The organism is Vibrio sp. 2130-1 (genome assembly GCF_033339515.1).
In genome coordinates, this window is the sequence record NZ_JAWOUT010000025.1 from 15,350 (window position 1) to 38,431 (window position 23,082).

Sequence of the window (23,082 nt, forward strand, 5' to 3'; positions counted from 1 at the left end):
ATAATGTGACCAAGCTTTTTTATTTAATGGAACATATTCAGTACTACGCAACCGACCATGACAACTTGAGTCTAATAGAGGCGAAATACCAGAAATTTGCTTTTCAAAGGCATTACCACCTGGATTTTCATCTCGGCCTGATCACGCATGGTGCGCAGAAGTTCCAATACCAAGGTAACAGCCACCAAGTTGGTCACGGGCAAATTGTGATTATGCCGCCGGATGAGCTGCACGACGGGCAATCTAAGCTCGAGAGTGGCTACGAAGTAAATGTGTTTGCGATCGAACCTCACCTATTGAGCGATCTGGCTGATCTTAAGCAAAACGGTCAAATAATACACTTCAACGAGCTGATCATCTCGGATCCCCAGATATTTTCACAACTTAGTAACTTACACGGACTACTTCGTCGTGAAAACCTCAGCCAACTCACCAAAGATTGCCTTCCTTTTGAAGGATTTAACCAGCTTTTTGATCGCTACGGATCGCTTGAGCGACAAAAAGTGGTGCCGTTAGGAAATCAATCACTTGGAACGTTAAAAGATTATCTAATGGCGAACCTCGACCAAGCGGTGCGTTTGGATTCGCTATCAGAACTGTGCCAACTGAGCCCAACTCAGTTCCAGCGCCACTTTAAAGCGCAAACTGGCATGACGCCTTATGCATGGTTCGCACGCCTGCGCCTCGAACAAGGCATGAAGTTACTGCAAGCTGGTCAATGTAGTACCGACGTCGCCCATCAAATCGGTTTCTACGATCAAGCGCATTTCAGCAAAGCGTTTAAGCAGACCTACGGCGTTTCCCCTTCTCAAGTGACTCGTTAATTTCATTTACCGAGAAAGCTGTCAGTTTTTTACAAGCGCCACAGGTGACTTACCACGACAATAGCCGCATTGGTTAAATTTGAGATGTGTTATGAATGAATCCACCATATTGCTGACACTCGCCAGCATTCACTTTATTGCCCTAATGAGTCCAGGTCCGGACTTTGCGCTGGTCGTACAAAATGCGACGCGTCATGGTCGTCAAACTGGCTTGTACATTGCGTTGGGATTGTCCGTCGGTATTTTGCTGCACTCTTTGTTCAGCCTGACAGGTGTGAGTTTTGTCGTCCACCAGCACCCAGTGCTGTATTCCGTGGTACAACTGCTCGGTGGTAGTTACCTGCTCTACTTGGGAATTGGCGCATTGCGTGCCGTGATCTCGATGATCCAAAAACCACAGACGGATCAACCTAAGAAGCAAAATAACCTAGTGATCAGCAATAAGCGTCAAGCGTTTGCTAAAGGGTTTGCGACCAACATTCTTAACCCAAAAGCCCTGGTGTTCTTTGTCAGTTTGATGTCGAGTTTAGTCCCAGCAGGTATGTCGATTACTGGCAAAGGTATTGCACTGGTCATCCTGTTTGGCTTGTCGCTATTCTGGTTCTCTAGCCTTGCATGGATGCTGTCGACACAGCGCTTACAGCGTAAATTGCAACAAGCGGGTATCTACATCGACGGTCTATGCGGCGTGGTATTTACTCTAGTGGGCGGCAGTATTCTATACCAAACTATCAATACTTTTATCGGATAAAGTACTGATTTAAAAGCGTAGCACAATCGACATTTCTAAGATTGCTGACTCGACGTGACTCTCCATAACTGCCAAGCTCAAAGCACAAAACTGGCAACATGGAGAGTCATCATGCATTGGACGTTCAACCGACTCGTGACCACGGGTCTTTTTCTTACTTCCCCACTAATCTTATCTACCTCAGTCTTTGCTAACCAAGCAGCAGATGCAGTTGCGCCGGAGCACAGCACTGGCTTCGAGCAAAAACAATTGATCAAAGCGAAAGATTATATGGTTACCGCAGCCAACCCACTTGCCACCCAAGCTGGGGCAGACGTTCTTGCACAAGGTGGTAATGCTATTGATGCTATGGTTGCCGTGCAGCTGATGCTGGGCTTAGTAGAACCCCAATCTTCAGGCATTGGTGGTGGCGCCTTCTTAGTGTATTGGGACAGTGAGAAACAAAAACTGACTACGTATGATGGACGCGAAACCGCACCGCTCGCCGCAACGCCGAAACTCTTCCTAGATGACAAAGGACAACCACTGCAATTTTACGATGCGGTTGTCGGTGGGCGTTCCGTTGCCACTCCAGGTACAGTGAAACTGCTGTGGGACACGCACCAGAAATACGGCAAGTTGGAATGGAAGAAGATAATCCAACCCGTGATTACCTTGGCTGAGCAAGGTTTCGAAGTCAGTCCTCGCCTCGCGAGTCTGATTGAAAAAGATGCCAAGCGCCTATCTCGCTTCCCTGCGACTAAGGCTTACTTCTTCAATCCAGATGGCTCACCAAAAGCCGAAGGCACGTTGTTGAAGAACCCTGAATACGCGCAAACTCTGACGGCAATTGCAGAGCAAGGGGCAAAAGCTTTCTATCAAGGCGATATCGCCACAGACATCATCAAGACAGTACAGAATGCACCGGGCAATCCTGGCGTATTGGCACAACCTGACTTTGATGCGTTCCAAATCAAGCAACGTGAGCCGGTTTGTGCGGCTTATCAAAGCTATGATATCTGTGGCATGGGACCACCTAGCTCTGGCGCATTGACGGTTGGACAGATTCTCGCGATCACCGAGCAATACGATCTTAAAGGTTGGGGAGCCGAAAGCGCGAAATCATGGCAAGTGATCGCCGATGCATCGCGCCTTGCGTTCGCGGATCGTGGTAAATACATGGCTGACCAAGATTATGTGCCAATGCCAACCGAAGGCTTGCTTGATAAAGATTATCTCAAACAACGTGCTGAGCTCATTCAAGTCGGTAAAGCCTTGAGTAAGGCTGAAGCCGGTAATCCTCCTTGGTCGCACGCCATGAACTTAAGCATGGACCAATCGATCGAGCTGCCTTCCACCAGCCATTTCAATATCGTCGATAAGCAAGGCAATGTGGTTTCAATGACAACAACCATCGAGAACGCCTTTGGCTCACGCTTGATGGTACGCGGCTTCTTGCTCAATAACGAACTGACCGATTTCTCTTTCCGCACGCATCAAGATGGTGTGCCAATCGCAAACCGATTAGAACCGGGCAAACGCCCACGTTCATCTATGGCACCAACCATTATGATGAAGGATGACAAACCTTACATGGCAATTGGCTCACCGGGTGGCAGCCGCATTATTGGTTACGTCGCACAAGCCATTATCGCCCACACGCAATGGGATATGGACATCCAGAGCGCGATTAATCAGCCACGATTGCTGAACCGTTTTGGCACCTTAGATATTGAGCAAGGTACCGCCGCAGAGGGCTTACAGCCTGCTCTGGAGAAGATGGGTTTTAAAACCGATGTTCGGGATTTGAACTCTGGTCTGCATGCGATACGAATAACAAAAGACGGTCTTGAAGGCGCTGCGGATCCAAGACGTGAAGGTGCCGCTATCGGGCAGTAAGAGTCTTTCGCTCGACCCCTTGTGCGAGATCTCTCACAAAGGGTTGAGTAAACCTCTCTTTTTTAATGGTAAAACCGTACAGAAAAGAGCATAAGCCATTGAATTTAATACTCATGTATCTTTTTTGAACGCTAAGAGAGTTAAAAAATGTGAGATTAGCCCGTTGTTGGAAATCGTTAAACACGTAATATTAAACCTGTCGGAAGGATGCTGACACGGAACAGGAAACACCACGGACTTGGTGAACTTCAGGAAGAAGAAACGGTTATTCAGGATGAATAGTCGGGCATGGATTGCAAAATTGGACATTGAACGGAATCAATAGTGACTAGGATGGTTGCTACTAAGGACGGGAAATGGACACCTCTGGACGAGGCAAGGATTTGAACATCAGGATGATGTCAGGGACACCGCTCAGGGAACAAGTGATGAGAGCTAACGAGGATAGTTAGCAGACCAGGATAAGGTCATTAAGGACACCGCTAGGAAGGCGACGTAAGGATTAAGCTGACGGATTCAGCACACTATCATGGATTAGATGCATGGAGCACTCTTAGTAGCTGGATTGCTGCGAGTAAGACTATAACCCCGATGGGCGCAAGCCCTCGGGGTTTTTCTTTGCCTAAAGTTTTTCTCATCTGCACCGTTAAATCGCGCTTTCGAATTCCATTTTTTTACTGCTTTATCGACGCCAAAACCGCACAAACAAAAAGAGCCGCCGAAGCAGCTCTTAAGTTGATGATACCAATCACAGTAAATAAGTGATCAGAAATAGCGTAGGGAAAATGCTTGAGAACAAGGCGCAATTTTTCGATAAGTAGTTATTCTACAATCAAAAATTGCAACGCAGTTATCGAATATTTTAACAAGCTAGAATGACCAGTTATTTACTACGATTGGTATGAGTTTTGGTGAAGCCTTACAGTTTCTCTAGTCGTGCGTAAGCAGTTACCAACCATTTGATGCCTTCACCATTAAAGGCAATCTGTACACGGCTCTGTGGACCACTGCCTTCGAAGTTGATGATGGTGCCTTCACCAAACTTTGGATGCATCACACGAGAACCTAGCGTAAAGCCGGTTTCATTAAAGCTCTCTTTCACAACAGTTTGGCTAAATCGACCACTGCTTGAAGGACGGCTAACTTGCGCCTTCATTCGTACTTCATCCAAGCATGTTTCTGGCAGTTCACGGATAAAGCGAGACGGTTTATGGTACTTATCCTGACCATACAAACGGCGCATTTCAGCATAAGTGATGTACAGTTTCTGCATCGCACGGGTCATGCCTACGTAGCACAGACGACGTTCTTCTTCTAAGCGCCCTGCTTCTTCTGCCGACATTTGGCTTGGGAACATGCCTTCTTCCACACCGACCATAAACACCAATGGGAACTCTAGACCTTTCGCACTGTGTAATGTCATGAGCTGAACCGCATCTTCAAATTCGTCCGCTTGTCCTTCGCCCGCTTCTAGTGCTGCGTGGGTTAGGAATGCCGTCAGCAGTGACATGTCTTCGGCTTCTTCTGGTTTCTCGAATTGGCGAGTTGCGGTCACCAATTCCTCCAAGTTCTCAATACGTGCCTTAGACTTTTCGCCCTTCTCTTGCTCGTACATCGCGAACAAGCCCGAGTATTTAATTACATGGTCAGTTTGGTGATGCAGCGGCATCTCTAAGGTGTCGTCTTCTAGCGCGGTGACAAGCTCGATAAAACGGCTCAGAGCACCAGCAGCGCGACCAGCAAGCACCTTCTCGTCCAACATTGCCACACTCGCTTCCCACATGGTGCAACCACGGTCACGAGCCGCAAAACGGATGGTTTCAAGCGTCTTATCACCCAAACCACGCGTTGGCGTATTCACCACACGTTCAAACGCCGCATCATCGTTACGGTTGGCAATCAGACGCATGTAGCTCAAGGCATCTTTGATTTCCTGACGTTCGAAGAATCGCATGCCGCCGTAGATACGGTAAGGCAGACCGGCTTGAATTAACGCTTCTTCCAGAACACGCGACTGGGCGTTGTTACGGTAAAGCATCGCAGCGTCATTCAGAGCACCGCCCTTGTCTTGCCACTCTTTGATTTTGTTCACCGCAAAACGGGCTTCATCTAATTCGTTGTAAGCGCTGTAAACCGAGATGGGCTCACCGACCACGCCATCCGTCCACAACTCTTTACCCATACGCTCGGTGTTATTCGCAATCAGGGTGTTAGATGCTTCCAGAATGGTCTTGGTTGAACGGTAGTTTTGCTCAAGACGAATGGTATTTACGCTTGGGAATTCGAGCGTAAACTTCTCAATATTCTCGACTTTTGCACCACGCCAACCATAAATCGACTGGTCGTCATCACCTACGATCATCACGTGACACTCAGGACCCGCCATCATACGTAGCCAAGCATATTGAATGTTGTTGGTATCTTGGAACTCGTCCACCAAGATATGCTTAAAGCGTGCTTGGTAGTGTTCACGGACGAACTTGTTATCACGCAGTAGCTCATGTGCGCGCAGCAAGATTTCCGCAAAATCGACTAAACCAGCACGGTCACACGCCTCTTGGTAAGCGGTGTACAACTGCAGATATGTCTTGGTCACTGGATCATGGTACGCATCAATGTGCGACGGGCGCAGACCTTCGTCTTTCTTGCCGTTAATCCACCATGCCACTTGGCGTGCTGGCCATTGCTTCTCATCGAGGTTTTGCGCTTTGATCAAACGCTTTAGCAGACGCTGTTGGTCGTCACTGTCGATGATTTGGAAATCTTCCGGTAGCTTGGCATCAAGATAGTGCGCACGCAGAATACGGTGACAAATGCCGTGGAAAGTACCATTCCACATACCGCCTGCACTGCCCATCATTAGCTCTTCGATACGTCCACGCATCTCTGCCGCCGCCTTATTGGTAAAGGTTACCGACATGATTGAAAACGGAGAAGCTTGCTCGACCGACATCAGCCAAGCGATACGGTGAACAAGAACGCGTGTCTTACCACTTCCTGCGCCAGCAAGAACGAGCAAGTTTTCTAGAGGTGCTGCAACGGCTTCACGTTGTTTATCGTTCAAACCGTCGAGTAATAGAGATGGATCCATCATGATGAGAGCTACTGGTTATTTATACATAAAAACCGATTATAACCTAAACAACCGGGTGCTGTTTAGACAAAACTTGATAAAAAAATTGATGTTTTTTTGCCCAATACATCAATTAGTTATACCTATTTGACCCTGCAAACCCATTTACTTCAGAAATTTTTCTGAAAGTTTTTTAGCCAGTTTCCTATCTTTTAAGTTAAGCAAGTTGATAACAAAAACGCCAAAACAGGCGATTCATCTTGCCAACTTAAAGTAAAGGAAATCATTCAGAGGAATTTATTATGAAAAAGTCGAATCTAGCTGTTACTGCTGCTGTTACTGGTCTTCTAGCTCTTGGTGGCACAATGCTAACTGCAGCTCCAGCTGTCGCTGCTGAAAAAGAAAAGTGCTATGGCGTTTCTAAAGCAGGTAAAAACGACTGTGCAACAAAAAGCAGCTCATGCGCTGGTACTTCTAAAGAAGATAACCAAAAAGACGCATTCGTAGTCGTACCAAAAGGTCTTTGTGACAAGCTCGCTGGCGGTAGCACTTCTTCTTCATAATCTTTTATCGCTAGCTATTGTGAGGATGCGTTGACGCTCAACCAACGCAAAGCCAAGACGCATCCTTCTCTTCCCGCACGATTTGAAAAGGAGTTTCACGTGAAACACCACACCTTCCACGACCTTGTTGGAGTTGGATTAAGAACTCCTCACCTCGATTACTTTAGCCAAAACCAACCCGAGTTGTCTTGGTTAGAAATCCACAGTGAAAACTATTTCCAACCCAATGCAACAGAGCGCCATCAGCTACAAACGCTTCGCGAGCAATATCAAATTAGCTGCCACGGTATTGGTTTGTCGCTAGGTTCGGTGGAACGTGTTAGTCAAAAGCATCTTGCGCAACTTAAAGCACTGATTGACTCAATCGATCCAATCCTTGTTTCTGACCATTTAAGTTGGAGTGAAAACGGCGGTCACTACTTTAATGACCTGCTTCCACTTCCGTATACGGAAGAAGTGCTCAACGTGTTCACTCGTAACGTGAATGAAGTGCAGGAATATTTGCAACGCGAGATCTTGATAGAGAACCCATCTAGTTATGTGAAGTTTCAACATTCGACCATCAGCGAATGGGAGTTTCTTACCGAAGTGCAAAAGCGCACTGACTGTCGTTTATTGCTCGATTTAAACAATGTTTATGTTTCGGCGTTCAACCACGGTTTTGATTGCGACACATACCTAGATGCGATTCCGGCCGACAAAGTGGATGAGATTCACTTGGCAGGTTTTACCATTAAACAACTCGACAAAGGTGAGATATGGATTGATACCCATAGCCGCCCAGTTAGCGATGAAGTTTGGCAGTTGTTTTCACAGTGGACAAAAAAACACGGTCCACGTCATACGTTGATTGAATGGGATTTGGATATCCCCGCGCCAGAAGTCTTGCTCGAAGAAGCGCAGAAAGCATCGCAACTACTGTTGCAAGGCACACTTCCAAGTGAACAAAGCGAACCAAGGAAGGCATCATGAATCTAGCCACCTTACAAAGCCAGTTTGCTAAAGCCCTGCACTATCAAGCGCTCGGTGAAGACTGCGATATTGCCAGTGATGAGTTTACCGCTGATGAACGCATACAAATTTACCGCAATAACTTTATCGTCAGCTTAAGCGAAGTGTTGTCCGCGACCTACCCGATGGTTGAAGCGCTGCTTGGTGAAGAATGCTTTGAACAGATAGCTCGCCAGCATGTTCTTTCTTACCCATTAGAAGAAGGAAATGTGGTGCATTATGGCGAAGGCTTTCAAGACACCATCATGCAGTTCAGTCAGGTGATCGCACAAGCACCTTACAGCCCTGAAGTCGCACGCTTCGAGTGGCATATCGACCTAGCTCGTCAAGCACAGTATGAGCAATCCAATGCAGCGGAATTAAAACCGCTTGCGTTACTTGGCGAAGTGAGTGAAGAGCAACAACCCACTTTAGTCTTACACCTTAAAAAGGGCTGCCGCAGCTTTGACTCCAACTACGCAGTATTCGATCTATTTAGCGCGATTCAAACTGGGCAATTCGAACAACTTAATATCAACCAATTACAGCAAGGTGTCATCTCGATTCAAGCCAATGGAGAAGCCTTGTGTCACGCACTCGATGCTGATGTGTTCCAACTGCTGCAATGTTTAGAGCAGAAGCAGAGTTTGAGCGAAATACCTGAAGTTTTACTCGCTCATCTCAATCGCATCATGGCACTCGATATTGTTGACGGCTTTACATTGCAATCAATCTAAGGAGCACTCTATGACGGATACGGTTAAAAACTTAGTGAATCGGTACGACGATTTAATCAGTACCTTACAAGCAGCCTTTGTCCCTTTACTACTTCTCTTTTGCCGCTTTTGGGTTGCTTGGGTGTTCTTCAATTCAGGACTAATCAAAATCTCATCTTGGGATAGCACGCTGTACTTATTTGAGCTGGAATACCAAGTGCCAATCTTGCCATGGGAATTGGCGGCTTATTTAGGTACGGCTGCGGAGTTGGTTCTACCGGTGTTCTTGGCACTGGGATTGATTACCCGCCCGATGGCAGCAATGCTGTTTGTGTTCAACATCATCGCAGTGATCTCTTACCCACTGTTGTGGGAGAAAGGTTTTTATGACCACCAACTTTGGGGATTGATGATTCTTATCGTAATCGTATGGGGGCCAGGACCGCTGTCTTTGGACCACATCCTGAAAAAGAAAATGACGAGCTAAAAAAATCCCCGCATCATGCGGGGATTTTTTATTATTTATTCAAGTAAGCCAGTAGCTCTTCTGCTGAGATACCTTGCTGAGCGAGGTCTTTTGCCATCTGCTCGACTTGTTCATCTTTGCGTGACTCAATCACTTGCTGAAATTGGTACACGATATCACGCAAAATTGGCAGAGGTACTTGTTTAGCCGCACTACGAATACGCTCGGAGCTTTGATTACCCAGCTCATTAAGCAACTTGCCAAACATCACCTTTTCTGGTGAATCTTCCATTTGCTCTAGAATACGAGCCATTTCATACGTGGTTAACGACATTACTTTTTGAGTTCCGTTATGGTGTCAGGAAAAGTCTGAGTGACAAATATACACGCCTTACTTACATTGGAAAATACTAAATTACACTGATTTACGCTTTCGCAAAGCTCGAGTGCCAGTTCTTCCCTGCTTTTGTAAACAGAACGACCAACGCAGGTAATAGGACCCACATATGAATTGCGATCAAGGTTTGCGGATCCAGAGATAAGCGTTGCAGTGTACCCACCAACAAACCAGAGCCACTCATTTGGAACAATCCAAGCAGTGCAGCTGCCGTGCCCGCCTTATCACCAAACGGTTCTAACGCTTTCCCTGCCGCTGCACCCAGAATGAATGCAAAACCTACAGAAGACATAAAGATAGGTAACATGAAAGAAAGCGCGGTATTCTGACCATTCATCACTAGCATGATCACACCTGCGAGACCCAGAGTTGAGATCCCGGTGACCAAGGTGTTGTGAGTTCCAACGCGCTCCATAAACTTAGGCGCCAGCATACATGCCGCAATGTTTATCACCGCATTTACACCAAACCAGAAAGTGAATTCATTCATCGACAGCCCCATCCCCGTCATCAATACCGACGGTGCTGAGGTAACGTAAGCAAGAATAACCGCCATCGCCATCAAGCATAATGACGCATGGAAAACAAAAGATGGTGTGCTAAGCACTGCCCAATACCGACTAAGCTTAAACACGGCTTGCTTTTCTGTTGACGGGTTAGTCTCTTTCATCATGAAAAACATCAATGATCCAGACACCACAGCAAAACCAGCCATAAAGCTAAAGTTAGCACGCCAGTCAAATTGCTGAGTTAACCAGCTACCTAGAATTGGAGCTAAAGCCGGAATGAAACAAATCGCACCGTTAAGGTAGCTGATCATTTTGCCGCTTTTTTCCGGGCCAAAGATATCGCGAACTGTTGCAAAGGCTGCTACCGATGTCGCACACGCACCTAAGCCTTGTAGCAGTCGGGAAACCAACATCCACTCAATATTTTGAGCACTCCACGCCAATAAAGCGCTCATCGCGTAAATGGTGATACCGCCCAATGCAACAGTTCGACGTCCGAGTTTATCTGCTAGGGGACCTGCGAATAGCTGACCAACACCCATAGCAAATAAGAACCAAGTGATCGTGTCTTGTGCTAGCGCATTATCGACCTGAAAAGTGGAAGCAATAAGAGGTAAAGCAGGTAGATAAATATCAATCGCTAAAGGACTGAAAAGAACCAAAAGGGTCAATAACGCCATCTGTTTTTTACTATTAGAAAACTGGCTAGACACACAACACTCCGAATTGGATAAAGAACTTTGGGTAAAGCTTAATCATCTGATGATATGAATGGAAATGATGTATAATCATGAGCATTATTCCTCAGAGGAAATTCACTGTGAACGTCGAAAAACTGGCTCGTATCGATTTAAATCTATTGGTCTGCTTTAAAGTGCTGATTGAAGAGTTAAATGTTACTCGTGCGGCCCACCGATTGTGCTTAAGCCAATCCGCCGTAAGTAAATCACTGGCTAAACTGCGCATTCAATTTGATGACCCGCTTTTCACTCGAAACTCACATGGATTAACACCTACGCCGCGCGCATTGTTTCTTAAACCGAAACTGGATCTGTTGATAAATCAGTTAGAAGTGCTGACTCAACCCGAAGAGTTTTCTCCGCAAAGCAGCGAATACCGTTTTCAAATAGCAGCGGTAGAGAGTGTCTACCCTCTCATTCTACCCCATTTCTTACCGGCGATTTTTCAACAAGCACCTGGCGTGACAATCAGCACACACCCGTGGTCGGATAATACATTTAAAATGCTTCAACGCGGCGAACTGGATTTAGGCCTAACTGGAAAAGATATCGATATAAACGATGCCAAGCTGACTCTTCAACCACCCGATGACATTTGCGAGTTGGAAATTTATCGTGATTACCAAATGTGCATCATTCGCAAAAACCATCCTGCGCTAAAACAACCTTGGAATCTGGAAGCCTATCTCGCCCTACGCCATGTACAAGTACGCTGTGATGGCAACGACCGTTGGTTGCTGGATTATCGCCTTGCAGATATTGGCGCCGACCGCGATATTGCCGTCACCGTGCCCGACTTTAACAGTGCCGCAAGTTTATGTTCATACACCGACTTTATCTTTACTGCGCCAAGTCATTTTGTGCAACTTGCGGCCAAACAGCTTGATTTGGTCGTGCTGCCACTACCGTTAGAATTCCCACCTATGGCTTACACTTTATTCTGGCACCGAGATAGAGAAAACGACCCTGCATTAGGCTGGCTACGTACGATGATCACACAAAAAACCGATCACCTTAGATAAAAACACCGCACTCAATTTGCGCTTAGCGGCTAAAATGAGTAGCTTAACTGTCGTAGTCCTTTTTGGCTCATCTATGGCCTAGTTGTACTCCGACTCTATTGAAGTGATTGCGAACCTCAATGGAATCGTAAACTGCATGAAGCAGATGGAAACAGCTCCCACACCTGAGCATGAAGGAGCGGTAATTTGAAGGAATAACACAGATGCACAACGATACCCAAAGCCGCGTGAATGCAATTCGCGAATGGCTAGCACAACATAATATTGATGCCCTACTTGTCCCTCATGAAGACGAGTACTTGGGTGAATACGTACCAGCGCACAACGAGCGTTTACATTGGCTAACTGGCTTTACTGGTTCTGCTGGTGCTGCGGTAATCACCAAAGACAAAGCCGCTATCTTTGTTGATGGTCGCTACACAGTACAAGTAACAAAGCAGGTTCCTGCTGATCTATTCGAATACCGTCACTTGATTGAAGAGCCTGCACTAGATTGGATTAAAGACCATCTTGCAAATGGCGCGTCTGTGGCAATCGACCCTCGCATGCACAACTCTGCTTGGCTAGACATGGCACAAGCAAAACTTGCAGGCGCACTTGAGCTTAAGATTCTCGCCAGCAACCCAATTGATGAGCTGTGGCACGACCGCCCTGCTCCTGTGGTTTCTGATGTTCGCCTAATGGCAACAGAAGCGGTTGGACAATCAAGTGAAAGCAAACGTCAAGAAATCGCAGAGCTAGTGAAAAAAGCCGGCGCAGACAGCGCAGTAATCACAGCACTTGATTCTATCTGTTGGTTGCTCAACGTTCGTGGTCTAGATGTATCACGTCTACCAGTTCTGCTTTCTCACGCGATTCTGCATTCAGATTCAAGCGTGGAATATTTCCTAGATCCAACTCGCCTACCTGCTGAGTTTGACGCTCACGTTGGTTCTGGCGTAACAGTTCATCACCCAGAAGCATTGCAAGCACGGCTAGAAACTCTAACTGGCAAGAATGTATTGGTTGACCCTGCGACAAGTAACGCATGGTTTAAGTTGGTTCTTCAAAATGCTGGCGCATCAGTGGTGAGTAAAGCTGACTCATGCCTAATGCCAAAAGCAGCGAAGAACGCAGTTGAAATCGCAGGCATGAAAGCATGTCATATCCGTGATGGCGTGGCGATGAGCAAGTTCCTATCTTGGTTAGATGCAGAAGTCGTTGCAGGTAATCTGCATGATGAAGCGACGCTGGCAGACAAACTGGAAGCGTTCCGTAGCGAAGACCCAACGCTTATGGACCTTAGCTTCGATACTATTTCGGCAGCAGGCGGCAACGCAGCGATGTGTCACTACAACCACGAGAACCAACCTGAACCTGGCAAGCTAGAACTGAACACGCTTTACCTAGTGGATTCAGGTGGTCAGTACCTAGATGGCACAACAGACATCACACGTACAATTGCGATCGGTCAGCCTTCACAAGAGATGATTAAACAATTCACTCTCGCACTAAAAGGTCACATCGGTGTTGCTCGTGCACGTTTCCCGAAAGGCACACGTGGTTACCAAATCGATACGCTAGCTCGTCAACACCTATGGGCGGAAGGCTACGATTACGATCACGGTACTGGTCACGGTGTTGGTCACTTTCTAAGTGTTCATGAAGGTCCGGCTAGCATTTCTAAGAAGCAAATCGACGTGCCTCTAACAGAAGGTATGGTGCTATCCAACGAGCCAGGTTACTACCGTGCAGATGCGTTTGGTATCCGTATCGAGAACCTAGAGCTTGTTGTTGAAACCCCAACTAACGGTGACTTCCCTGTTCTGTCATTTGAGTCGCTAACACGTTGCCCAATCGACAAGCGCAACATCAACGTTGATATGCTAACTCGTCCAGAACTTGCTTGGCTGAATGATTACCATCAGAAAGTGTGGGATGAGATCAGCCCGCTGGTTGAAGGTGATGTGAAAGAGTGGCTTCGTCAAGCAACGCTACCAGTAGCACACAGCTAGAAGCTAGAAGCTAGAAGCTAGAAGCTAGAAGCTAGAAGCTAGAAGCTAGAAGCTAGAAGCTAGAAGCTAGAAAAAAGTAGAGGGTTGATGTTTTGCATCAACCCTCTTTTTTTGCCTATGTTTCACGTGAAACATAACGATGACCAGTGGCTTTCTTTGCTACTTAACCAGAATACGCTGAGTGCCAATCTCGCCATACAGGGTCAAAACCTTTGGCTCGAATCATCTCTTCCACAGAACCAGCACTTCGCTCATCACTGATCTCAAACTGCTCGAGTTCAACATCATCCATCGCATACCCACCCGGCTGAGTTTTCGATGCAGCAGACATACTGGTGATACCTAACGGTAATGCATTGTCTCTGAACTTCGGTGATTCACGAGTCGATAATGACAACTCCACTTCTGGATTCAACAAGCGATAAGCGCAAATCAACTGCACAAGCTGCTTATCCGTCATGACTGATTTTGGTTGGAGCGCGCCCTCACAAGGACGTAAACGTGGGAAAGAAATTGAGTAACGAGTCTGCCAATACGTGCGCTCAAGATAGTCCAAGTGCGCAGCCACATAAAAGCAATCGGTACGCCACTCTTCCAATCCTATCAAAGCACCAATACCGATCTTATCGATGCCTGCTTTTGCAAGACGATCGGGTGTATCCAATCGGTATTCGAAATCCACCTTATTGCCACGCAAATGGTGCTCGGCATACGTCGAAGGATGATACGTTTCTTGATAAACCATCACCGCATCTAAACCCAATGTCTTGAGTTCAGCGTATTCGTCTTGATCAAGTGGCTGCACTTCCATCGCTAAATAGTTAAAGCGCTTCTTAATCATCGGCACCATTTCGCGAAAGTATTTCATGCCCACTTTGGTTTCGTGTTCACCAGTCACCAGCAATACGCTATCAAACTTCATGCGTTTAATGGCTTCAACTTCTGCAGCCACTTCGTCCCTATTCAAAGTACGACGCTTGATTCTGTTCTCCATGGAGAAGCCACAATAAGTACAAGCATTGGCACACAAGTTAGAGAGGTATAATGGAATGTAAAGCGACATGGTATTACCAAAGCGCTTACGAGTTGCCGAATATGACAGCTGCGCCATTTGCTCTAAGTACGCTTCAGCCGCTGGTGAAATTAGCGCTTTAAAGTCTTCCAAATCACGTTTGGGTTTATTCAATGCCCGCTCGACATCTTGTGCCGTTTTCGCGTAGATCGACATCGAAATATCATCCCAATTAAGCTGCTTAAATTGTTCAACGAAGCTCATGCTTTCCTCGCTTAATAGCTAAACCAATCTAGGACTAAAGTTCATCTAGGAATGACGTCAGTGGACTCGACGCAACCGCATGAGAAACCTTACCGGCAAGTCCAGCTTCATAAGCCATACGCCCGGACTCTACCGCCAACTTAAATGCCTTCGCCATCGCAACGGGATCGCTCGAAGCTGCAATCGCTGTATTGACGAGCACGGCATCCGCGCCCATTTCCATCGCACGCGCGGCATGTGAAGGAGCACCAATACCCGCATCAACAACGACAGGAACATTAGCTTGGTCGATGATGATCTCTAGGAAATCGTGAGAAACTATCCCTTTGTTAGAACCGATCGGCGCACCTAATGGCATGACTGCAGCACAGCCTACTTCTTCCAATCGTTTACACAGAACCGGGTCAGCATGACAATAAGGCAGGACAATGAAACCCTCACGAACCAGTTGCTCAGCGGCTGCTAGTGTCTCAATTGGATCGGGCATCAAGTACTTCGGGTCTGGATGAATTTCTAGTTTTAACCAGTTAGTACCCAACGCTTCTCTCGCCAATTGTGCTGCAAACACAGCATCTTTAGCATTCTTTGCACCTGAGGTGTTCGGCAATAAGTTCACACCCGCTTGTACTAACGGCAGCATAATATCGTCTTGTTGGTCGTTCACATCCACACGCTTCAACGCCATGGTCGCAAGTTGAGAACCCGATACTTGAATCGCTTCTGCCATTAATCGGCTGTTGGCAAACTTCCCTGTTCCCGTGAACAGTCTTGATTCGAATTGTTTATCACCAATTTTAAGCATCGACTTTAACCCCCTGCGATCGCTTGAAACAAAGAGATGCTATCTCCCTGTGAAAGAACTGTGCTAGCCCACTCACTGCGCGGCACAACATTGTTATTAATTGCAAAAACGCAGCCCATTTCAGGCAGCGCAAATTGACTAATGATTTGCTGTAGATTTGACTCACTGGCAACTTGATGTGACTGGTCATTGATGACAATAGTGATCACATCTAAGTCAGCAGCTGTCATTTGTGTTGTTTGTTGTTCTGATAACGTCATTGCTTCCAACTCTCTTAATTCTGCCCATTACTCGTAAGCTAAATCTGAGCACACACTTGGCACTGTTTATCTTTACTTATCGCCATGGTTTGCCATTGCAGCTTCAATCCATCGAACAGGTGTAACTTGGCAGTCTCGACATGAAACTTTCCCGTCGCCAGTTTTTGAATTGCCGCTATCGCTTGGTAGTTGCCAAGTGTACCCACCACCGGACCGACGACACCGCTCTCACTGCACTTTTGCGTTTGCGGTAATTCGTCGAACGGATACAAACAGCGATAACAGGCTTTACTCTGCGATTCTTGTTCACTTGGTATTTGGTAATCAAAGACAGCGAATTGCCCTTGCCAACCAATTGCTGCCGCCGAGATGAGCGGCGTATTTTGTTCGAAACAAACTTGGTTAATGAGCTGGCGCGTTGGCATGTTATCGGTGCAGTCGAGCACCACATCCGCCAGCATCACCTCAAGCTGGAGCTGTGCTTTGTCTAATCGCTTATTGAGAGCACGAACTTGGACCATAGAATTAAGTTCATTGAGTTGCTTTACAGTCGCTTTTGTTTTCGCAACTTGGAGGTCTTGTTCACGATAAATGATCTGACGCTGTAGGTTACTGCTATCAACTTCATCGTCATCAACCACAACCAATTTACCAACACCCGCTGATGCCAAGTACAAACTCGCTGCGCTCCCTAACCCACCACAACCGATGATCAGCACATGCGATTTGCTCAAGCGCTCTTGCCCACTTTCAGCAATTTCAGGCAGAGCGACTTGGCGTTGATAGCGAAGGAACTGCTTATCCGTGAGCATGCTCGCCTCTCTTGGTATCCGCCAATTCACTATTCTGCTCAGTAAACGTTAGTTGTCTTTCCTTCATCAGTTGTGCAAAAAACTCGATAACGGACTGAGGTGATTCTGCCAACGTAATAGCACGCACAACCGCCAAACTAGAAACACCCGTTTGCCAAACTTGGTCTGCATTAGATTGGTCAATGCCACCAATCGCGACCGTCGGAAAGCCAAGCACATAGTCACTACCTGCTTTCTCTTTTGCGGGAAGGAAAACCAACTCTGTGTTTCCATAAGGAATGCTATCAATCAGCTTTTGATACAGTTCCAAGCGCACCAAACCTTGTGGTTTCGATGGCATCTGTTTAGTGGAGGTTGGGAAAATATGTCCTAGCGCGATGTAACTAGGATGAATTTGTACGATGCGCAGTAGCTCATAATAACCATGAGTAGAAAGACCAAGACGAATGCCGGCTTTAGTTAGCTGAGCCAAATTCGATTCTTCTATGTCTTCTTGTCCTAGGTGAACGCCATAAGCGCCATGCTTGATTGCCAACTGCCAATAGTCATTGATGAACACTTGTGCTTGATACTGACGACCCAGCTCAATTGCTCGAATGATCTGTTGTTCTAAATCGGCTTGTTGTGGGTTCTTGATTCGCAGTTGAATAGTGTCGATGCCTAGTGGCAGTAGACGCTCAATCCAAGCAACATCATCAACGACTGGATAGAGCCCTAGACTTTGCTTAGTTAGAGTTGGAAAGCTAACGCTCTCGCCTTGTGCAGACCAACCAACTTGAATACCTAGTCGGTTATCCTCCAGTACAGGTGTGGGGAAATCATCAAATTGGTCAGCCCACTGAGTTGATTGAACCTCGTCAAGGTTGTCATTCAACAGTGTTTCACGTGAAACATTCGCTTGTAGAGTTAGCATTCCTCGAGCAAGTGTTAACGCATCTTCGATAGGAAAATCGAGTACTGTCAGCGTTACTATCCAAGCAAGGTGATGTTCGGGATCGAACATTGCGTTGAATTTGGACTCAATGGAAAGCGCTCTCACTTCGTTGTTAATTGGGTGACGCCAGATATCAAGCTGAAGCACTTTCTCCTTTTCATCGGATACCTGCGTATCAGCAATGCCAATATGAATCGCTTTCGACGGTTGCTTAGCGCACGCTTCTACCGATAAAGCAGAGCGGTAATAGAGCACAAATGAACTCTCATGCTCAGAATCATAACCATCAATAAGATCTGTCGTTATGCGTGTGTTCTGTTGGTCGCGAACAAGCTGAATAGATTGAGTTGGGCTCACACCCAACTCAATGTCTTCGATGCTAAAACCCTGTTCTTTCGCCAACAACAAACATTGCTGAACTAAACCTGTCAGTTCAATCAATGATGACGGAATAAGGATTTTGCTCATTAGTCACTTACCTCGGCATGTGCTGCTGGGTGGTATAGCTCAGAACCTGACTCTCTAAATTCTTGCGATTTCTGACGCATCCCCTCAAGAGGGTCATCCAGCATTTTGATTGAGATAGCTTGGTCCGCAGCAACTTGCTCTGTGTCTTTCGCATACTCTCGAACCTCTTGCGAGATCTTCATCGAGCAGAACTTTGGCCCGCACATCGAACAGAAGTGGGCAACTTTTCCAGACTCTTGAGGCAAGGTTTCGTCATGGAAAGCGCGTGCGGTATCAGGGTCGAGTGATAAGTTGAATTGGTCTTCCCAGCGGAACTCGAAGCGAGCTTTAGAAAGCGCGTTATCACGCACTTGTGCGCCTGGGTGTCCCTTCGCTAAATCAGCGGCGTGCGCAGCAAGCTTATAAGTGATCATTCCTACTTTCACATCTTCTTTGTTTGGTAAGCCAAGATGCTCTTTCGGAGTTACGTAGCAAAGCATCGCACAGCCATACCAACCAATCATGGCTGCGCCAATGCCTGAAGTAATATGGTCGTAACCAGGAGCGACGTCTGTCGTGAGCGGACCAAGCGTATAGAAAGGAGCTTCATGACAGTGCTCCAACTGCTCTTCCATATTCTCTTTGATCATGTGCATTGGAACATGACCAGGACCTTCGATAATCACCTGTACGTCATATTCCCACGCTATCTTGGTTAACTCACCAAGGGTACGAAGCTCTGCAAATTGCGCTTCGTCGTTAGCATCGGCCACCGAGCCAGGACGCAGACCATCACCGAGAGAAAGTGCCACATCATACTTAGCACAGATTTCACAGATCTCTCGGAAGTGGGTATATAAGAAGCTTTCTTGGTGATGCGCTAAACACCATTTCGCGATGATAGAACCACCACGAGAGACGATGCCAGTAACGCGTTTTGCAGTCATTGGCACATAACGAAGTAGTAAACCGGCATGGATAGTAAAGTAGTCAACGCCCTGCTCTGCTTGCTCAATCAGGGTATCGCGCATCACTTCCCAGTTAAGGTTTTCCGCAACACCGTTCACTTTCTCAAGCGCTTGGTACATTGGCACGGTACCGATCGGAACCGGACTGTTACGTAGAATCCACTCGCGAGTTTCGTGAATATTGCGTCCAGTAGAGAGATCCATAACGGTATCGCCACCCCAGCGCGTCGCCCACACTAGTTTCTCTACTTCTTCTTCAATCGAAGAAGTGACCGATGAGTTACCGATGTTGGCGTTCACTTTGACCAAAAAGTTACGCCCAATGATCATTGGTTCGGATTCTGGGTGGTTGATATTAGAAGGGATAATAGCGCGACCTTCGGCGACTTCTTTACGCACAAACTCTGCAGTAATGTCCTTTGGTAGGTTCGCACCAAAGCTTTGACCCGGATGCTGTTGATTCAGCACTTCATCGCGATACTTGGCACGCCCCATGTTTTCACGCAGCGCGATATATTCCATTTCTGGGGTAATAATACCTTTGCGAGCATAGTGCAATTGGGTCACACAATGGCCATCTTTGGCACGTCGAATACGTGGTAGATTACCGTAACGAAGATCGTCTAGTGTTTCGTCTTCTAAGCGTTCTTTGGTGTACACCGAGCTTACTTCATCAAGTAGCTCAGTATCGGCACGCTCTTCAATCCACCCTTCTCTCAGCTTAGGTAAGCCGCTATAGAGGTCTATGGTGTGCTCTGGATCTGTGTATACACCCGAGGTATCGTAAACGCGTACTGGCTCATTAGGCTCGAAAATAGGCGCTTCTTTTGTGCCTCCAATAAGGCTATCAGCGAGTGATATTTCACGCATTGGCACACGAATATCTGGACGTGAGCCTTCTACGTAGACTTTGCTTGAATTGGGGTACGGTTGTACCGAGAGTGTATCAATGAACTGTTTTGCTTCCAGTCTCGCTTGTTTGCGACTCGACATAGCATTTTTCCTTGCTTTGTTATACTAGATAAAAAGTAATTGGATAAAAATGCTTGGCGGATAGATGCGACAAGAGGAGTCAAATTAAGGCTAGTTAAAGCTTACGATATTTGCCTGTAACAACATTCGACTTTTGATAGATCAACCAGAAAGAACTCCGGTGTGAATATCTTCTCTTGTTCCCTTCGCAGATTCTAATCTGATCAGGTTCAACGGATCCCGAATTAACGGTCTCAGCCTTATGGCACTCCGACAAGTGATGTCAGTATATAAAAACGGCTTGGTGAAACCAAGCCGACCTGTTCAACTTTTAACTACTTTGCTAGCTGCGCATCAATAATTGAAAGCCTATCCACGCAGCTGAAATACTTAACACGACATTCAACAATACGTTCAACCCCATCTTAAAGAAAGCGCCCTGCTGCATAAGCAACACATTATCCATCGAGAAGGTGGAAAACGTCGTTAGTGCCCCTAAAAAACCCAAGCCAATCACTTGTCGCCAAGGTTCCGTTGCCAAAAGTTCATTATCGAAAGCTGCTATCAATAAGCCCATCATAAATGAGCCAACAACGTTAACGGTTAACGTACCATATGGAAAACCACGCCCCAATAAAATGACACAAAGTTCAGAAATTAAGTAACGAGAACATGCACCAAATGCACCACCCAATGCAATAAAACCCAAAACGGATAGTTGTCCCATAATTCCCCCAGAAAAGTTAATGGCGACATTGTAATCAAATTTACGGCAATAGTGATTATACAATCTTAGAATTCAGCAAAGTATAGCGCTTAAAACTTATCAAGATTTTAAAAGTTACAGGAGTCACTTTACTTCGATGTAACCCATCAAACCCGTCTTCATGTGTTCGATCACATGACAATGGTACATCCAACGTCCTGGGTTATCTGCAACAAATGCCGCTTTCGCACTGCCGTTATTTCCAAGCAAGACCGTATCGGTATGAAACGGTTCGTCGAGTTTTTTGCCATCTAACTCAAGAACCGTAAATGTGTGTCCATGAAGATGAATAGGATGATGATATTGGGTGACGTTCTTTAGGTTGAAGATATAGGTTTTTCCCATCTCCAATGTTGAAAGCGGCGCTGGAATATTATCTTTGCTCATTCCCTCCCAAGCCCGTTTGTTCATCAGCCAGAACTTAGGTATCGCTTTGCCCGATTTATCAGCAGGAGTGATCGCCCCCTCCCACTCAAACACATAATCGATTTGCTCTGCATTTTTCAAATCGAGAGCTGGCACAGGGTTGAGAGGTAATAAAGGCAGTTTCTGGTTGCTCGGCAAGTCAGACTCAACAACGTCAAACTCGCACAAAGGGAATGGGAAGCGTCCTTTCATTTGACGCACATAAACACGTGTTCCAGCCTTCGGAGCAATCAATCCGATATCTAACCTCATTCCCGGACCAATTTTGTGCTGAGTGAGCTTATAAGGCGCTTTAACAGGATTACCATCAATAGCAATAACCCAAGCCTCTGCACCTTCAATAGCGATCGGGTAAGTAATGGTATTATCGACATTAGCAATTCTTAATCGCGTAGTGGCATTCTGCTTCAGCGTATAAACAGGTTCATGCACACCATTGACGCTACTCCACTCTCCGGGAGTCCCCATACGAGCGCTCAAGCGCGGCACCATAAGGTTCTTCCACTGACCTAGTTTGTCTAAATGCCAATGCTTGAGGACGACTTCATGCTCTTCATCAAACTGAACCGGCTCTGCCTCTTCAACGACAATTAGCCCGACTAAGCCCATACCAAGCTGCTTCACACTATTCATATGTGGGTGATACCAAAATGTGCCCGCATCTGGTGGTGTAAATTCATAAACGAATGTTTCACCTGGCATGATAGGCTGCTGGCTCAAGAAAGGGACACCATCCATTTCAATAGGGATTCGCAAGCCATGCCAGTGGATTGTAGTCGGCTCTGAAAGCTTGTTAGTAAACCGAATTATAACTTTCTCGCCTTGGCGACAACGAATCACAGGCGCTGGAATCGAACCATTAAATGCGAGTACGTCTGTGTTAAACCCAGGGACCAATTCTGCAGTAGAAGGCTCTGCAGTGATATCGTATATATATTGCCCCTGCTTATTAGTGCTCCTAGATAGAGAACATGCAGGTAGAACGGCAAGCGCGGAGATTGCTAAGGATGATTGAAGAAAGCGTCGACGAGATATATCCATACATAGTTACTCATTAATCCAGATCGGTTGAGTGTAACTAAATATAAATAGTGATTCCCCTTTATTATTAAAATTTCGGGCCACTGATCATTACAGCTAACTGTAGTTTTGTTCGTTCAGTAGATTAAATGCTGCCAAAGTACAGCAGAAAGCCATACTTACGGGATAAGAGTAGAAATAAGCTGTAATAATGAGAAGAAACCAGATACAAAAAAGGCTCTGACCTAAGTCAGAGCCTGATATGTGGCAGGGGTGGAGAGATTCGAACTCCCAACACGCGGATTTGGAATCCGCTGCTCTGCCAATTGGAGCTACACCCCTATAGAATTTTCATATTCTAGATTTGACAAAACCTCGCATAAGCGAGGTTGTCGATATTAAGTGGCGGAGTGGACGGGACTCGAACCCGCGACCCCCGGCGTGACAGGCCGGTATTCTAACCAACTGAACTACCA

The 23,082-nt window shown here is 46.4% G+C and carries 20 protein-coding genes, 1 tRNA gene and 1 riboswitch; of the genes, 9 read left to right on the forward strand and 12 right to left on the reverse strand.

Features of this window, described 5'->3' with window-relative positions:
* Nucleotides 1-26: 26 nt before the first annotated feature.
* The 3 genes from R7Q09_RS22745 to ggt all read left to right on the forward strand — a co-directional run bounded on the left by R7Q09_RS22745 (nt 27) and on the right by ggt (nt 3,453).
* Nucleotides 27-824 (forward strand): AraC family transcriptional regulator, encoded by a 798-nt coding sequence (locus tag R7Q09_RS22745; RefSeq protein WP_054575524.1) that lies wholly within the window; start codon nt 27-29, stop codon nt 822-824.
* A 91-nt stretch (nt 825-915) separates the two neighbouring features.
* A complete protein-coding gene (locus tag R7Q09_RS22750; protein ID WP_005382916.1) occupies nt 916-1,575 on the forward strand; it encodes a LysE family translocator in 660 nt (219 codons plus the stop codon).
* 111 nt (nt 1,576-1,686) lie between these two features.
* A complete protein-coding gene (ggt, locus tag R7Q09_RS22755; protein ID WP_213877939.1) occupies nt 1,687-3,453 on the forward strand; it encodes a gamma-glutamyltransferase in 1,767 nt (588 codons plus the stop codon).
* A gap of 919 nt (nt 3,454-4,372) precedes the next feature.
* On the opposite strand, the gene uvrD is transcribed toward ggt, so the two are convergent.
* Entirely contained in the window at nt 4,373-6,547 is a 2,175-nt protein-coding gene (gene uvrD / locus R7Q09_RS22760) for a DNA helicase II (RefSeq protein ID WP_005378778.1), read from the reverse strand.
* Nucleotides 6,548-6,828: 281 nt separating this feature from the next.
* Here uvrD and R7Q09_RS22765 point away from each other — a divergent pair, with 281 nt between their 5' ends.
* The 4 genes from R7Q09_RS22765 to R7Q09_RS22780 all read left to right on the forward strand — a co-directional run bounded on the left by R7Q09_RS22765 (nt 6,829) and on the right by R7Q09_RS22780 (nt 9,282).
* The gene (locus R7Q09_RS22765; RefSeq protein WP_005378779.1) at nt 6,829-7,089 is read left to right on the forward strand and encodes a DUF2282 domain-containing protein; all 261 of its coding nucleotides are present in this window, start codon (nt 6,829-6,831) and stop codon (nt 7,087-7,089) included.
* A gap of 99 nt (nt 7,090-7,188) precedes the next feature.
* Nucleotides 7,189-8,061 carry a DUF692 domain-containing protein gene (locus R7Q09_RS22770; protein ID WP_258480522.1) on the forward strand — a complete coding sequence of 291 codons (873 nt, stop codon included), beginning with the start codon at nt 7,189-7,191 and terminating at the stop codon, nt 8,059-8,061.
* Nucleotides 8,058-8,816: a DNA-binding domain-containing protein gene (locus R7Q09_RS22775; RefSeq protein ID WP_054575521.1), complete on the forward strand. Its 759-nt coding sequence runs from the start codon at nt 8,058-8,060 to the stop codon at nt 8,814-8,816. Before R7Q09_RS22770 ends, R7Q09_RS22775 begins: the two co-directional genes overlap by 4 nt.
* A 10-nt stretch (nt 8,817-8,826) precedes the next feature.
* Nucleotides 8,827-9,282, forward strand: coding sequence for a DoxX family protein (locus tag R7Q09_RS22780; protein ID WP_054575520.1), 456 nt, complete (start codon nt 8,827-8,829; stop codon nt 9,280-9,282).
* Nucleotides 9,283-9,313: 31 nt separating this feature from the next.
* Here the strand turns inward: R7Q09_RS22780 and R7Q09_RS22785 are convergent, their stop codons facing one another.
* Both R7Q09_RS22785 and R7Q09_RS22790 read right to left on the reverse strand, forming a co-directional pair.
* The gene (locus R7Q09_RS22785) at nt 9,314-9,595 is read right to left on the reverse strand and encodes a hypothetical protein (protein WP_005378786.1); all 282 of its coding nucleotides are present in this window, start codon (nt 9,593-9,595) and stop codon (nt 9,314-9,316) included.
* Between the two features lie 91 nt (nt 9,596-9,686).
* Nucleotides 9,687-10,880, reverse strand: coding sequence for a multidrug effflux MFS transporter (locus R7Q09_RS22790; RefSeq protein ID WP_005382927.1), 1,194 nt, complete (start codon nt 10,878-10,880; stop codon nt 9,687-9,689).
* Nucleotides 10,881-10,987: 107 nt separating this feature from the next.
* On the opposite strand from R7Q09_RS22790, the gene R7Q09_RS22795 reads away from it, so the two are divergent.
* Entirely contained in the window at nt 10,988-11,929 is a 942-nt protein-coding gene (locus R7Q09_RS22795) for a LysR family transcriptional regulator (protein WP_005378791.1), read from the forward strand.
* Nucleotides 11,930-12,132: 203 nt separating this feature from the next.
* A complete protein-coding gene (locus R7Q09_RS22800; protein ID WP_318071242.1) occupies nt 12,133-13,923 on the forward strand; it encodes an aminopeptidase P family protein in 1,791 nt (596 codons plus the stop codon).
* A 163-nt stretch (nt 13,924-14,086) separates the two neighbouring features.
* Here the strand turns inward: R7Q09_RS22800 and thiH are convergent, their stop codons facing one another.
* The 9 genes from thiH to R7Q09_RS22845 all read right to left on the reverse strand — a co-directional run bounded on the left by thiH (nt 14,087) and on the right by R7Q09_RS22845 (nt 22,948).
* Nucleotides 14,087-15,199 (reverse strand): 2-iminoacetate synthase ThiH, encoded by a 1,113-nt coding sequence (gene thiH, locus R7Q09_RS22805; protein WP_318071243.1) that lies wholly within the window; start codon nt 15,197-15,199, stop codon nt 14,087-14,089.
* 34 nt (nt 15,200-15,233) lie between these two features.
* Entirely contained in the window at nt 15,234-16,001 is a 768-nt protein-coding gene (locus tag R7Q09_RS22810) for a thiazole synthase (RefSeq protein ID WP_318071245.1), read from the reverse strand.
* A 5-nt stretch (nt 16,002-16,006) separates the two neighbouring features.
* Nucleotides 16,007-16,261, reverse strand: coding sequence for a sulfur carrier protein ThiS (gene thiS / locus R7Q09_RS22815; protein ID WP_005378804.1), 255 nt, complete (start codon nt 16,259-16,261; stop codon nt 16,007-16,009).
* 38 nt (nt 16,262-16,299) lie between these two features.
* On the reverse strand, nt 16,300-17,073 hold the full coding sequence (thiF, locus tag R7Q09_RS22820) for a thiazole biosynthesis adenylyltransferase ThiF (protein ID WP_318071246.1): 774 nt from the start codon (nt 17,071-17,073) through the stop codon (nt 16,300-16,302).
* The gene (locus R7Q09_RS22825) at nt 17,060-18,475 is read right to left on the reverse strand and encodes a thiamine phosphate synthase (protein WP_318071247.1); all 1,416 of its coding nucleotides are present in this window, start codon (nt 18,473-18,475) and stop codon (nt 17,060-17,062) included. Before R7Q09_RS22825 ends, thiF begins: the two co-directional genes overlap by 14 nt.
* Entirely contained in the window at nt 18,475-20,415 is a 1,941-nt protein-coding gene (gene thiC / locus R7Q09_RS22830) for a phosphomethylpyrimidine synthase ThiC (protein WP_005378810.1), read from the reverse strand. The genes R7Q09_RS22825 and thiC overlap by 1 nt, the downstream gene beginning before the upstream one ends.
* Before the next feature lie 163 nt (nt 20,416-20,578).
* Nucleotides 20,579-20,677: riboswitch (TPP riboswitch) on the reverse strand.
* Between the two features lie 60 nt (nt 20,678-20,737).
* Entirely contained in the window at nt 20,738-21,121 is a 384-nt protein-coding gene (gene crcB / locus R7Q09_RS22835; RefSeq protein WP_005378811.1) for a fluoride efflux transporter CrcB, read from the reverse strand.
* Between the two features lie 123 nt (nt 21,122-21,244).
* Complete coding sequence (locus tag R7Q09_RS22840) at nt 21,245-22,627, reverse strand: multicopper oxidase family protein (protein ID WP_213886957.1); 1,383 nt, start codon at nt 22,625-22,627, stop codon at nt 21,245-21,247.
* A 244-nt stretch (nt 22,628-22,871) separates the two neighbouring features.
* Nucleotides 22,872-22,948 (reverse strand) — tRNA-Trp (locus tag R7Q09_RS22845).
* Nucleotides 22,949-23,082 lie beyond the last annotated feature (134 nt).

Coding starts and splice junctions, on each gene's coding strand:
- crcB (WP_005378811.1), bottom strand. CDS start 21,121: ATGGGACAACTATCCGTTTTGGGTTTTATTGCATTGGGTGGTGCATTT.
- R7Q09_RS22780 (WP_054575520.1), top strand. CDS start 8,827: ATGACGGATACGGTTAAAAACTTAGTGAATCGGTACGACGATTTAATC.
- R7Q09_RS22810 (WP_318071245.1), bottom strand. CDS start 16,001: ATGCTTAAAATTGGTGATAAACAATTCGAATCAAGACTGTTCACGGGA.
- R7Q09_RS22765 (WP_005378779.1), top strand. CDS start 6,829: ATGAAAAAGTCGAATCTAGCTGTTACTGCTGCTGTTACTGGTCTTCTA.
- R7Q09_RS22775 (WP_054575521.1), top strand. CDS start 8,058: ATGAATCTAGCCACCTTACAAAGCCAGTTTGCTAAAGCCCTGCACTAT.
- R7Q09_RS22745 (WP_054575524.1), top strand. CDS start 27: ATGGAACATATTCAGTACTACGCAACCGACCATGACAACTTGAGTCTA.
- R7Q09_RS22785 (WP_005378786.1), bottom strand. CDS start 9,595: ATGTCGTTAACCACGTATGAAATGGCTCGTATTCTAGAGCAAATGGAA.
- R7Q09_RS22800 (WP_318071242.1), top strand. CDS start 12,133: ATGCACAACGATACCCAAAGCCGCGTGAATGCAATTCGCGAATGGCTA.
- thiS (WP_005378804.1), bottom strand. CDS start 16,261: ATGACGTTATCAGAACAACAAACAACACAAATGACAGCTGCTGACTTA.
- R7Q09_RS22750 (WP_005382916.1), top strand. CDS start 916: ATGAATGAATCCACCATATTGCTGACACTCGCCAGCATTCACTTTATT.
- thiC (WP_005378810.1), bottom strand. CDS start 20,415: ATGTCGAGTCGCAAACAAGCGAGACTGGAAGCAAAACAGTTCATTGAT.
- thiF (WP_318071246.1), bottom strand. CDS start 17,073: ATGCTCACGGATAAGCAGTTCCTTCGCTATCAACGCCAAGTCGCTCTG.
- thiH (WP_318071243.1), bottom strand. CDS start 15,199: ATGAGCTTCGTTGAACAATTTAAGCAGCTTAATTGGGATGATATTTCG.
- ggt (WP_213877939.1), top strand. CDS start 1,687: ATGCATTGGACGTTCAACCGACTCGTGACCACGGGTCTTTTTCTTACT.
- uvrD (WP_005378778.1), bottom strand. CDS start 6,547: ATGATGGATCCATCTCTATTACTCGACGGTTTGAACGATAAACAACGT.
- R7Q09_RS22825 (WP_318071247.1), bottom strand. CDS start 18,475: ATGAGCAAAATCCTTATTCCGTCATCATTGATTGAACTGACAGGTTTA.
- R7Q09_RS22840 (WP_213886957.1), bottom strand. CDS start 22,627: ATGGATATATCTCGTCGACGCTTTCTTCAATCATCCTTAGCAATCTCC.